Source organism: Tolypothrix sp. FACHB-123, from assembly GCF_014697075.1.
Classification (GTDB): domain Bacteria; phylum Cyanobacteriota; class Cyanobacteriia; order Cyanobacteriales; family Nostocaceae; genus Aulosira.
In genome coordinates, this window is the sequence record NZ_JACJRE010000083.1 from 16,836 (window position 1) to 29,400 (window position 12,565).

The 12,565-nt window shown below is 38.1% G+C and carries 10 protein-coding genes; 8 read left to right on the forward strand and 2 right to left on the reverse strand.

What is annotated here, in order from left to right; translation table 11 throughout:
- Positions 1-150 precede the first annotated feature (150 nt).
- The 8 genes from H6G41_RS30875 (at position 151) to H6G41_RS30910 (ending at position 10,949) form a co-directional block, all read left to right on the forward strand.
- A complete protein-coding gene (locus tag H6G41_RS30875; RefSeq protein WP_190751772.1) occupies positions 151-1,590 on the forward strand; it encodes an oligosaccharide flippase family protein in 1,440 nt (479 codons plus the stop codon).
- A 101-nt stretch (positions 1,591-1,691) separates the two neighbouring features.
- Positions 1,692-2,657 carry a glycosyltransferase family 2 protein gene (locus H6G41_RS30880; protein ID WP_199316406.1) on the forward strand — a complete coding sequence of 322 codons (966 nt, stop codon included), beginning with the start codon at positions 1,692-1,694 and terminating at the stop codon, positions 2,655-2,657.
- Between the two features lie 13 nt (positions 2,658-2,670).
- Positions 2,671-3,993, forward strand: a complete 1,323-nt coding sequence (locus tag H6G41_RS30885; protein ID WP_190751774.1) for an O-antigen ligase — start codon at positions 2,671-2,673, stop codon at positions 3,991-3,993.
- 94 nt (positions 3,994-4,087) lie between these two features.
- Complete coding sequence (locus tag H6G41_RS30890) at positions 4,088-4,672, forward strand: DapH/DapD/GlmU-related protein (protein ID WP_190751776.1); 585 nt, start codon at positions 4,088-4,090, stop codon at positions 4,670-4,672.
- 88 nt (positions 4,673-4,760) lie between these two features.
- Positions 4,761-5,945 (forward strand): glycosyltransferase family 4 protein, encoded by a 1,185-nt coding sequence (locus tag H6G41_RS30895; protein WP_190751778.1) that lies wholly within the window; start codon positions 4,761-4,763, stop codon positions 5,943-5,945.
- A gap of 672 nt (positions 5,946-6,617) precedes the next feature.
- The gene (locus tag H6G41_RS30900) at positions 6,618-7,700 is read left to right on the forward strand and encodes a septal ring lytic transglycosylase RlpA family protein (protein ID WP_308796763.1); all 1,083 of its coding nucleotides are present in this window, start codon (positions 6,618-6,620) and stop codon (positions 7,698-7,700) included.
- 515 nt (positions 7,701-8,215) lie between these two features.
- A complete protein-coding gene (nagZ, locus tag H6G41_RS30905) occupies positions 8,216-9,313 on the forward strand; it encodes a beta-N-acetylhexosaminidase (protein ID WP_190751782.1) in 1,098 nt (365 codons plus the stop codon).
- A 244-nt stretch (positions 9,314-9,557) separates the two neighbouring features.
- Positions 9,558-10,949 carry a hypothetical protein gene (locus H6G41_RS30910; protein ID WP_190751784.1) on the forward strand — a complete coding sequence of 464 codons (1,392 nt, stop codon included), beginning with the start codon at positions 9,558-9,560 and terminating at the stop codon, positions 10,947-10,949.
- A gap of 534 nt (positions 10,950-11,483) precedes the next feature.
- Here H6G41_RS30910 and H6G41_RS30915 read toward each other — a convergent pair.
- Positions 11,484-12,155: a class I SAM-dependent methyltransferase gene (locus H6G41_RS30915; RefSeq protein ID WP_206756961.1), complete on the reverse strand. Its 672-nt coding sequence runs from the start codon at positions 12,153-12,155 to the stop codon at positions 11,484-11,486.
- Between the two features lie 97 nt (positions 12,156-12,252).
- The coding region (locus H6G41_RS34840; protein ID WP_206756962.1) for a hypothetical protein at positions 12,253-12,565 on the reverse strand (313 nt) is incomplete at its 5' end.

Genomic DNA, 12,565 nt, shown 5'->3' on the forward strand with positions numbered 1-12,565 from the left:
CACTTTTGATAATTCGTAGATAAATTTCCATGAAAGTTTTTTACTTAATTGAAACTCATAAAAATCCCCAATTAGTTTATCAATTAATCAATTGAATTCAAATTGCCTCATTCTTTAAAACTACCAAATTTTCAGGTGTGCTAATAAATTATGAATCGTATTTCTATTATTAAAAATGGTTTTTGGACAACCTATGGAGCAATTGTCAACCGCTTATTAGCATTATTAAGTAATTTATTACTAGCGCGGCTGTTATTACCATCAGATTTTGGAGTTATTAGCGTAACTTACATTTTCTGGTCTTTTATTAATCTTTTTGTTCAAGGCACTACTGGAGATTTTCTAGTTTATAAAGGACTCGAAGACCGACGTTATATTGATACTACTTACTCTTTAAGTATTTGTATTGGTATAGTAGGAGCAGCCGCGATGATAGCTTTATCGCCATTAGCTGCTAACTTTTTTGACATACCAGATTTAATTGGACTATTAACATTTTTTGCTTTTAATTTCTTTCTTTCTTCTGTCCAAGCTGTCTATGCTGGCATCATGAGAAGAAGAATGCAGTATCAAGAATTAGCAAATGCTGCTTTAATTTCTTCCATGATTCGTATTTTTGCTACAGCTGGATGTGCATTAGCCGGATTAAGTTATTGGTCTTTTGCTATTGGTGATACGATTTTTTGGTTAACTATATTTTGGATTACGGCTTATTATACTAAATTTAATTTCTACTTAAAAATCGATCCACAAATCCGCTCAGAGGCTTTATCTTACTGTATAGGTTCTGTAGGTTCTAGTTTGGGATTTTATATTAATTCTAATTCTGATAATTTTGTGATTGGGAGATTATTAGGTACGACTAATTTAGGTTATTACAATTTCGCTTATCAAGTAACTACAGCTTTTAGTCTCATCATGTCTCAAATAATGAACCAACTTGGGATATCAGTTTTTGCCCAAATGAAAGACGAACGCCAGCAAGAAGATGCTTTGGTGAAAGTGGTAGAACAGATGTCTTATTTTGCGGCTTTATTATTTGCTGTAATTTATCTTATAGTTGATGAAACATTTATTAGCTATGTATTTGGTGAAAAATTTATTCCCTCTGTTAGGGTAATTCCTTGGTTATTAATCTTTGCTTACTTCCGATTAATTAATACTTCCCTATCTAGTATGCTGGCTGCCAAGGGTCGACCAGATATTAATGCCAAAGTTAATTTGCAAATAGCACCTTTAGCTGTTATTAGTTTTTTAATTGGTGCTTGGCAAGGGGGGATTTTAGGAGTAGCGATCGCTGTGGTTTTAATTTTAGGTTTTGTTTGGACTATTTTTTGGTGGTGGTCAGCTTGTAAAGTATTTGGTTGGTCGATTTTCAAATATCTAACCCCTTGTCTTCAAGCATTGTTTATGGCAATATTTACTTTAGTTACAATTATAATTTTACCTATATCAAAACTTATTTCACCAATTGTTTATATTGTTCTTTATTTATTACTTATTCGTATGCTAATACCCAATAAATTTTTTGCATATTTATCATTAATCAAGAAGCTAGCACACAAAGTTAAGCTGTTTATTCACCGTTAAATTTACACAATATGTGAAATGTAATATCCCAAAAAACTAAATAAATTTCAGGAATTTATTACTGATGACTGATCGCTGACATACTTAGTAATGAGGTAAAGATGAACCATCCAATTCAACCGCTAGTTAGTGCTGTGATTCCTACAAAAAATCGCTCTTCTGTGGTCACCCGTGCTGTCAAAAGTGTTTTAGAACAAACATTTTGGCGACTTGAAGTTATAGTGGTGGTGGATGGCCCCGATGCCGAAACAGAAAAAGCACTGCAGCAGATTGACGATCCTCGCCTGCGTGTTGTTGTACTCCCTAATTCTATTGGTGGTGCAGCAGCTCGTAATGCAGGGGTTGCAATAGCCGAGGCAGATTGGATTGCATTTCTTGATGATGATGATGAGTGGTTACCTCGAAAAATACAACTTCAGATAGATGCAGCTAATCATTCTCAAGCTAAATTTCCCATCATTGCTTGTTCAGTTATCGCTAACATGCCTCACGGAGAATTTGTTCATCCACGACGCTTTCCTAAATTTAAAGAACCTTTGAGTGAATATATTCTCGCTCGTAACTCTCCTGGATTTGGTGAAGGATTAATTCAAACCTCAGGAATTTTTACATCACGAGAATTATTAAGAAAAGTGCCATTCAGAGACGATTTACGCAAGCATCAAGATTGGGATTGGTTGCTGCGAGTTGCGACACTGGAAGACGTAGAAATTCAATTTGTCAGTGAACCATTGGCAATTTGGTATCACTCTAAAACGCAAAAAAGTGTTAGTAATACCTATGATTGGCAGTATTCTCTCAATTGGATTAAAGAAAATCGTAGCTTGGTAACTCGCCGCGCCTACGCTTCTTTTATCATGATTGAGGTAGGTGCCCAAGCCTCCGCACAGGGAAAATGGCAAGAATTTTTGCCGCTGCTTTGGGAAGCAATTCGCTTTGGTAGTCCAAAACCGATTGACTTTTTATTGTGCTTTGGGTTTTGGTTGGTTCCCAGAAATACCCGACGCTGGTTAAAGGGACTGTTAGGCGAGAAACAAAATCTAGGACAACCACTAAGTAGTGTTTAGAAATAGCAGGGGAATGTTAACAGCAATTAGTAAGGTGCTAGAATTTACCAAGGATGACGAACTAGGACAAATGTCCTTTGTTGAGCGTGTCTTGTATTGGACAATTGTATTAACTCCAGTTTGGTGGTTATTAGGGATACAAACATTGTTGTATCCGGCCATCGCAGTTTGGCTGTTAGTACGCTCCTTTCGTCTGGATAAATTGCTGAATATTGCCCTACCGGCTTGTATTTGGGGTTGGTTGGCAATGGCGATCGCTATGCTCTGGACAGCGGCTCTAGGCTTAGTAGATGTTAACTTTGAACCCTTTCGCTTCATTTCCACCCTAGTTACCTTTTTCAAAGGCTACTTTCTCATAGTCAGTTGTCTGATTCTCCCCTTTTGGAATCCCATTCGCTCTCAAGTTTTGACAAGAGCGATCGCTTGGATGGCTGTAGGTTACGGTATTACCGTTATAATACAATTTATCCTCTTGTTTGTTGGGGTATGGGATCAGCCCTTTTATCCGCCCTTAGCCAGACTGATTCCGGGTGACAAATTAAGCTTGCTGGTAAAGCCAGCAGTTTTTCAACCTTTTTTTGGTATTCCTCTACCGAGAACATCCCTTTACATGGCCGATCCGCCGATTCCTGGGGTTTGTGGCTTGTTATGCTTTTTTATTTGCTCTGGGGAATCAAATCGTCGTCTGCGCTATTTAGCGATCGCAGGTAGCCTATTAGCTTTATTAGTCAGCCAAAGCCGTGTAGCTTGGGTGTGTTTTCCTATTGTGGTTTGGATCTCCCTCAGCTTCCGTAATCGTACAGCCCGCCACAGTTCACTTTGGGTAACTTCTGCTTTGTTTATGAGTTGTGCAGTTATTGGTGTCACTTTAGTAGATGTAATACATCAGTCTTTAGATGTGTTCACAGGTGCCCGTGCTGAATCCTCCGCAGATCGTAGTCTTGTTGTGGGAGAAACCCTAAAAGCCTGGCAACAGCGCCCCTGGCTAGGGTGGGGAATTGCCCAAGGAGAAGTTACTTGGTACATCTACAAAGTTGTACTTGGCTCATTTTCTACTTATGCAAGTGTTTTATATTTACATGGAATTGTTGGCTTTACCTGCTTAATTACTGCCCTAAGCTCAACCCTTTGGAACTTTTGGAACATCGCTATAGCTGGAAATAAATTAGCTCAAGGAGCTTTTGCCAGTTTTCTAGCATTATGTTTATTAATTGAAGGTTTACCATTAAGTTGGATGTGCATTTATTTTTGGTTTTATTTCATTTGGTTAGGAGTAATTTTATTTGAAAACAAGTTAAAACGCCCGCGAATTTCTCAATGGCAACAACTTATATAGAAATAATATATGTCTAATAGACAATGTCCAGTCTACAAGAAAGCTAAAATTCAGGATATTCAACAAAAGTAAACCAATAAAATCTGATTTGAACATGGATAGCAATCAACATCCACTATTAATCAATTTCGCGAAATTATACTTTTCAATTAAACAATTCTATTACCAATTACGGTATCCTAATTTAACTTTAGAGCCAGGTGTTTTAATTAAAGGAAAATTAACTATTTCTGGTAATGTCAAAGTTAAGATTGGTGCTGGGACTCGGATAAGAATGAACGTCAAAATTTACGGTTCTGGTGACGTAACAATTGGCAGAGATACCTTACTTAATGGTTGTTGGATTGGCTGCGTCCGCTCAATTAAAATTGGCGATCGCTGCTTGATTTCCGATTGTTTCTTGCAAGATTCAGACTATCATAATTTAGAACCACATCTGCGTTTTGCTCCTCCCGGCTCGAAAACATCAGCACCCATAGTAATTGAAAATAACGTTTGGGTTGGAGCTAGAGCAACCATCATGAAAGGTGTTCATATTAGTCAAGATAGTGTCATCGGTTTAGGAAGTATCATCCGTAAATCAGTCCCCCCAGGCGTTGTGGTCATTGGTAACCCTCAACAGATTGTCAAACACCTTTATCAAGATGCAGATAAAAAAGTAGATCTATCACCGGTTTAAGCAAATCACTTAACACCAAAACCTCTCTTTTATTCCCTCCTCTGTGTCTCTGCGGTTCATATCTTTAAATAATTAAGGTAGGTCTTTAATGAAAGTCGGTTATCTTTCAGATAATTATCTCTACAAACGCAACATCATTAATATTGTTGAAAATGTAGAATATCAAAAAGTAAATAATTTATTTGCTCTAACTTACCCTGCCGTTAAATATATCAACAAACTCGCCAAAAAAACTGTTGTACCATTCAACGATTCAATTTATCAATTCACAGATTTTAATATCAATCAAGTTGATATTCTTCACTTTTTTAATACCATCAGCTACGATAAAACCCCCTGGATAACGACATTTGAAACAATTTTACCTCGATTAGATTGCACCCTCTCTTGTCATCAAGGTTCTCGCCCAGGTTTTTCTCAGCTTGTTAACTCTAAAACTGTCAAAAGAGCATTAAAAGCAATGGCTAGTGACTCGTGCAAACGTCTCATTGCTATGTCTGATTGTAATGCCAATATGCAGAGAATTTTGTTAAAAGATTTTCCCGAATATCAACGGGCGATTGAACCTAAAATCACCACTCTGCATCCGCCACAGCCATTACTTGTTTCATCTTATGCTGATAAAAATATTACTTTAAATGGCAAGATAAAATTTATTCTTGTTGGCGCTTCTTTTTTTCGTAAAGGAGGTATGGAAGTAGTCGAGACATTCAGCAAATTGAAGAGAGAATATAACTATGATTTAGAACTTACTCTCATCTCTTCACTCCGCTTGGATGATTATGCCACAAAAGAAACAGAGGCAGATATTCAAAAGGCGAAAGAGTTAATTCAACAAAATCTTGATTGGATTAATTATTACGAGCAGTTACCCAACAAAGACGTGCTGGAATTAACTAAGCAATGTCATGTAGGGCTGCTACCAACCTATGCAGATACCTATGGTTTTTCTGTATTAGAATTTCAAGCTGCTGGCTGTCCTGTCATTACAACTAATATTAGAGCTTTACCAGAAGTTAACGATAATGATAGAGGGTGGATGATTGAAGTCCCGACAAATTATTTAGGTGAAGCTATATATACAACTAAAGAACAAAGAGAAGAAATTAGTTCCGCAATTAAATTAGGACTTGAGCGTGTCGTTCATGAAATCTTCCGCAATCGAGATGCTTTAATTGATAAATCTAACCGTTCAATTCTCGGAATTAAGCAAAACCATTCTCTTAGCACTTATGCACATAAGATGAAAGAAATATATTTGCAAGCATTATAAAACCAATTTGAAAAAACAATCTGACATATGCATTGGTAGAGACAAGTAAATCCTGTCTCTACCAATTTTTGTTTGCGCGATCGCTCCCAGATTGTTCAGCATTCTAGACATTAAGCCACTTTTTAGAGGCTAGTGGTAACTAAAAAGTCAATATTTTACTTTGATAAATAAATATTTTTTGTAAAAATCAATACATTTAATTTATTAATTTAAGTATTTTTATCATTGTTAATTTGATGAATATGCTTTCTTTTTATCTGTAATGTAGGTGAATTATAAAAAATTTAAATTTAAAACTTGAGAATATTTCAAAACAGTATCTAAAAGTTTTATTTGTCTATTTACTGATAACAAGATATGATGATCCCTGCTGGGGATCGCTCACCCTGTGGTCAATTTATTGAGGGAAATTTTTCTATATCCCAAGAATAAAATTTTAATTTCCTTGCCAAAAATGTTGTTTAGCAAAACCAGGGTTGCACTAGATGGATTGTGCAGTGACTTGGACATTAAACCGACATGATATTGTTTGAATTTCTTTGCCTGACATCTTGGATTGGTTCTTTTTTATCATCTAGCGAAAACTTACTACCAAGTAAGACAACAAATGCATTACCAGCAAAAGTTTCAGCCCATATAGGCAAATTAGTTAATAAGCATCGGCCATTGTTTGTGCGACCTAAGCAACCGATGAAAGTATGGAGTACAACGCTACTACCATCAAGATTCTTAAAAATAGATTGGGACAATAATGAATCCAAAAGCAAATTGCATAAACCGCTAAATTCTCCAACAACCGCAGTTAAAAATAGCAAAAAGCAACTTTGTACTTTTGAGCGAGATTTTGTAGGCAAACAGCCTGATATCAATGCTGCTAGAGTTTTACCATCTGGAACTATCATTAACTCTAGTCTAGAAAACCGAGATTTTTTTCCACATAAATTTCTGCGATCGCTCCAAGATTTCTTCCGCTTTGCTCATCCTCTAGAGCCAAATTTGATATCTGCATCTTTACCAGTCTTGGTTGTGCATCGACAGCCAAATAACTATGAACTTTGGGTAAATAACCATCTTGTTGGCAGTTTACCCACAGAAATGGCTGCCAAGTCAATGCAGAAACGCTTGACTAAACTAGTTAAATCAACAAACTTTAATGCCAATCAACTAAGGCCTGCTTTAGTAGATGGATTACCTGCATTAATGGCAGGTAATCGCTTTTTATCGCGAATTGAAACCAAAATTTCCCGCCGATTCCACCAGAGTGCTGACTTGTTAGCAATCGAATGGGTAAATAATCTGCGTTCTGCTTTCAAAGCCTCGACGCTAACACTTGTGGAGGGGCAAAAACAAATGTATGGTGTCACACCTTCTACTACCAAACTATCTGGTTTAGCTTCTTGGTATGGAGGCTATTTTCATGGTCGTTTAACAGCTAATGGCGAAATATACAACAAAAATGAGTTGACTGTAGCCCATAAATCCCTGCCGTTTAACACTTATTTGCAGGTAACAAATTTAAAAACCAACAAATCAGTAATTGTTCGCGTCAACGATCGCGGCCCCTATATCCCACCCAGAAGCCTAGATTTGTCTCAAGCTGCGGCTCGTTGTCTGGGTAGCGAAATCGCTGGAGTAGTACCCTATGAAGCTGTGATTTTGCACAGTAGCGAACCAAAAATTACCTTGAAACCTACTAGTTTGAGTAGCATCAAACCTCAGCCTGTCAGACAACTTGCACTCATCCCAGAACTTTAACTGCACCAAAGCACCAGGACTTTAGTCTACGCATTTTTCATTGAAAGCGGCGGGAAAGGGACAACTACCCCGCCGCTTCGGGTATTGGAGAACCACCCGGCTGTCTCAATAGCGTCATTGGTAGCTTCTTCCCCATGCCTAATGCCCAAAAACTCCGATCCGTGGGTGGAGTTTTTCATGACTAAATGTCCTGACTCCAAATTGATGAAAATTAATCACACTCAGCAATAGTCTTGAGAAATCCTCATTACTCATGACCGATTGCATAAATAACTACTAGCAATTACCATACTTCTGATATAAGAACTTACAGCAGATTTCAATTTATGAACTACACAACTTAGGTCACAAAGCTAAGTAAAATACCAAATCTCTTAAATTCGGCCACAGATTTCAAGCTGACAACCTCAATTCTGTCCGAATTTCTTGATTACAAATTACCAATTGGTATGTACCTGTGTGGCTTTTGAAATCTGCTGTAATGTTGTTAATTTCATCACCACAGGTAAAACATTATGTCAGTAGCGCAGCATCTGCAAAAATTTGGACATCATTTAATTCTCGGCATTTCCGGAACGCAATTAAGCGATGAAGACAAACGTGCACTCAGTGAATTACAACCTGTTGGGGTAATATTTTTTGCTAAAAACTTTTTAGATGACGCTAGCTATGAAATTTGGTTGCAAACTTTTAGGGAGTTGATTGACCAGATTCGAGAATATGCTGAACGCGATTCAATGTTTTTTAGCTTAGACCATGAAGGCGGTCGAGTTGTGCGTACACCCGTACCAATTACACGCTTTCCTTATGCATTGTCATTGCAATCGCGATCGCATCAAGTGGCAAAAGCCACAGCAGTGGAACTGAAATCTTTAGGGATAAATCTCTCTTGGGCCCCGGTTGCAGATATTTATTCCAATCCGGAGAATCCTGTGATTGGTTCTCGCGCTTTTGGAACAACTGCACAAACGGCTGCTAAAGGTGCGAAAGAATATTACCTGGGACTGCAAGAATCAGGAATTCTCGCCTGTGCCAAACATTTTCCCGGTCATGGCGACACAAGTCAAGACTCCCATTTAGAACTACCCATATTGCATCTTACTAAGGAAAATTTGCGCGATCGCGAGTTAATTCCCTTCAAAGCACTCATCGCCGTACAAATTCCCTTGATTATGACTGCTCATATCCTGTTTCCCAAAATCGATCCTGATGTTCCCGCCACTCTTTCCCGAAAAATTCTCACCAACATCCTGCGGGAAGAATTGGGTTTTCCTGGTGTGATTGTCTCCGATGACTTAGATATGAAAGCCATTGCCGACCGCTTTACCATAAAAGGGACAGTCGCACAAGCAGTAAATGCTGGCTGCGATTTATTTATTATTTCTCGTAACATAAATTCATCATCCCTAGAACGCACCTATCACATCGCCCAAGATTTTGTTGATTCTTTAGGTAACGGTAGCCTGGATGAATCAGTAGTAGGCGTGGCTAAACAGCGAGTTGAGAAACTCTTGGCGGTGACTCCCCAGTATCTCGTCCATACTCTCGATCAAGATACTCTCACCGAACATGCAGAATTAGCGATCGCCTCTTCCTACCAAGAAATTGGGTGATGGATTATAGCGGGTTTTCATCGCAAAGTTTTTGTTGATTTTGCAAAAAATTTGACTAATTGATGAATTTAATGTTATCAATAACTTCAAATACCAACACCATTACGTAGTAATACTGGGTGCCGACGATTTGGCTACAAACAACACAGGGAAGCAATAACATCGACCTGTAGCCAATTTTTGCAGTAGTGGTACAGAGTATTTTCCTTATTTTCGGCTAGTCAATTTAGTTGAGTGCGATCTCATGAAAAAATATTTTGCACTGATGAATCCCATCAGTACTTTCTCGCGCAAATTGCGACAGCAGTTTGGTGCAGCTGGACTGATGTTTGTGTTCTCTATTGTCGGTTTCTTGTTAGCGCTGCTGTTGACTCAATTCCTCCTCAGATTCTCTGGTTGCTTTATGGGAATGTGTCATAGTTCAGCTGACGCACAATCAATTCCCACGCAGATTTTGTATATTTCTCCCACAGGTGCTGGTAGCCGTAATGGTAGTAGCGCCAGCAATGCAGGATTACTTAAAGATTTACCGACATTTATCACCAAAGTCGGGCCGGGAGGTGAAGTGAGACTCCTCAATGGAACCTACAACCAGCCCAAGAGCATTAAAATTGCTAGTGGCGGCGCACCCGGAAAACCAGTCACCGTCCGGGGTACAGATGCATCTGGACAAGAAACATTGATGCCGATAATTATGGGTAGTCGCACCAGTCCCTATCAACCACCTTCAATCGGGAAAACCGGAGACAACCTCTTTAAACTTCTTCCCGGCGCTAGTTACCTCACTTTTCGTAACATGCATTGCATGAATATAGGTAATGGTTGCTTTGTGTTTGCTGGTACTAAAGGTAATGTGACCATAGAAAAAACAAAAGCTACCAACGTTCAAAGATTCGTTGAACATCGGCCTGAATCAACAAGTTCATCCAGTGCTTGGGAAGTCGCAAATGTCGTGATTAGAAATGCCGAGGTTCAAGGCTACTCAAAAGGTGCTATCCGTTTCGGTAAACCTGATGAGAAAGCTAATAACTCACCTGATGCCCATGATATTCTCATCCAGGAAGTATTTGGCGACTCACAACGACAAGATGGTGACAGCTTTTGTATGGGCGTTCATCTCCAAGGCGATGTACATCACGTCAAGCTGATCAAAACAACCATGAACAACTGTCATCAAACTCGCAAACCCAGCGATTACTGGAATGGAGATGGCTTTGTTGCCGAAGAACATGTCTCAGATATTTACTTTGAAGATACTAGTGCTTCTGGACATACTGATGCAGGTTATGATATCAAAGCTAGCAACTCTGTTTTAGTGCGGACAAAAGCAGCAGACAACAAGCGCAACTACAGATTTTGGTCAACTGCAAATGTTCAAGATTGTGTAGGTATAGAACCTCGTTGTCGTGGTGGTAGAAGTTGTCAAGCTCAAGTTTACGTCACAGAAAAAGCTGATGCTAAACTTAGCCGCTGCACATTTAAATCAACCAATCCTACAACTGACGTATTCCAATCTCAAGAAGGTGGCAAAATCACAGTTCAAGGTGGAACTGTTGAACACCGAGGTATTCTGCAAAAAGTTGAAGGCCCTCCTAGCTTAATTCAATTGAATAGCGTTAGTGTCAAGCTAATTTAAGCAGCATCTCAAACACAGTTCATTAATTACACAAGTGCATCTACCATTAAATGTATCTACCGTTGAAACAAATATAGCCATCCAATTTGATTATCAATAAAAAATCTAGCTAGTAATTCTCCTCAATTAAGTAGAACAATGCAAATAAACCGAGCTATGTAACGAAAAGTAAAGTTGCTTGAAAACCTCTTTCTTTCTGCCTTCTACCTTGTCATAACAACAATTTTTAACACCGAGCTACTTAGGCAATAGATGCTTTCTATAAAAGTCTGATAAAAATTTGAAAAAAGAATGCGACAGATGGTAAAGGCACAGCACTGCTGTGCCCTTCTAAAATATTATTGATGTGTCGCAAACATTATTTGAATTGGTATACTGTACCTAAGTTTATAAATGGAAGTAGCAACGCAGAAGCATCATTTGTTATAGCCATTATCTAAATGAAGACTTGCTGCATCTTGGCTGATTAATTACAAATTTGGATAATTTATGCTTGCTCTGTTGTAGCCGATATTATTCCAGCACAATCAACAGTTAAATTACACTTACAGCTCTTGCACGACTCGCTAAATATTCTCTGCGTTCAGATTCAATCTCTGCAACAATATTTTGGCAAGTAGCCAGATTAAAGCGGCTAAAATCTGCATTGCGTGGCTTAATGCCAAAAATAGTTTTACCAATTTTTAGGGTTGGTTTAAACAGCCCCCATTCCATGATTTGATTTAGCAACCGATAGGTTAAAATCAATTTAGCACCACCTAAGGGATGACGTTCGCTAATGGGTTGATAATTTGCTTCATTGGCATAGTCATCAATAATAATTAACCCACCTTCACACAGCAGAGGCCAAAATAAATAAAAATCTCTGTCAATCCGTCCATCTGCATCATGAATAAATGCTGCTAGTTTCGGAGTTTTAATCAAAGAAATTGCTTCTTCCCCATTTTCAAAAGTTAGTTCTTTGGGAAACAGACGTATTTGCTCGCTCACACCAAATTTGCTAAAGTGACTCTGAATTAATTCCAGATTCTCAGCATATCCTCCCACATCAACACGAGTACCGCCTTCACACTTTTCAACTACAATTAATTTAGATTGTTTTTCCTGATCTTTAAGTGCCCAAGCTAAGGAAACACTTCCTGTACCTGTTGCTCCACCAACTTCGATAATATCTAGATCGGGTAATTGGCAACAAAGATCGTACATTTTTCTATAAACAATTGGCAGTAACATGCCATTAGTTTCTTCTCTTAACTTGTAAAATCTAGAATTTGTAAATTGCTCGTAAGAAAGAAGCAAACCTTTAACAGAGGTTTTGATGCTTTTTTTCACTTGTAGCATGTTTTACACCATATAATATGTTCATACTCTTCATGACTGTAACATCGTATTTTTGAAGGATAAATATAGATTTGATATTTTTTTTGATTTGAATAAAAAGATTGCCTAAAAATAGAAAAACTGTGTAAGATAATACAGATTTCCAAATTGGATGATAACCAGCAAGTTTTAATTTAAGTAGGTTGGCGCGAAAAAACCAAACTATGTAAAGATAAATAAATACGGATAAGATATCTACCGAGGTGACCAAAAATATGGGCGCTCGTCTAAGGGTA

Coding starts and splice junctions, on each gene's coding strand:
- H6G41_RS30875 (WP_190751772.1), top strand. CDS start 151: ATGAATCGTATTTCTATTATTAAAAATGGTTTTTGGACAACCTATGGA.
- H6G41_RS30880 (WP_199316406.1), top strand. CDS start 1,692: ATGAACCATCCAATTCAACCGCTAGTTAGTGCTGTGATTCCTACAAAA.
- H6G41_RS30885 (WP_190751774.1), top strand. CDS start 2,671: ATGTTAACAGCAATTAGTAAGGTGCTAGAATTTACCAAGGATGACGAA.
- H6G41_RS30890 (WP_190751776.1), top strand. CDS start 4,088: ATGGATAGCAATCAACATCCACTATTAATCAATTTCGCGAAATTATAC.
- H6G41_RS30895 (WP_190751778.1), top strand. CDS start 4,761: ATGAAAGTCGGTTATCTTTCAGATAATTATCTCTACAAACGCAACATC.
- nagZ (WP_190751782.1), top strand. CDS start 8,216: ATGTCAGTAGCGCAGCATCTGCAAAAATTTGGACATCATTTAATTCTC.
- H6G41_RS30910 (WP_190751784.1), top strand. CDS start 9,558: ATGAAAAAATATTTTGCACTGATGAATCCCATCAGTACTTTCTCGCGC.
- H6G41_RS30915 (WP_206756961.1), bottom strand. CDS start 12,155: ATGTACGATCTTTGTTGCCAATTACCCGATCTAGATATTATCGAAGTT.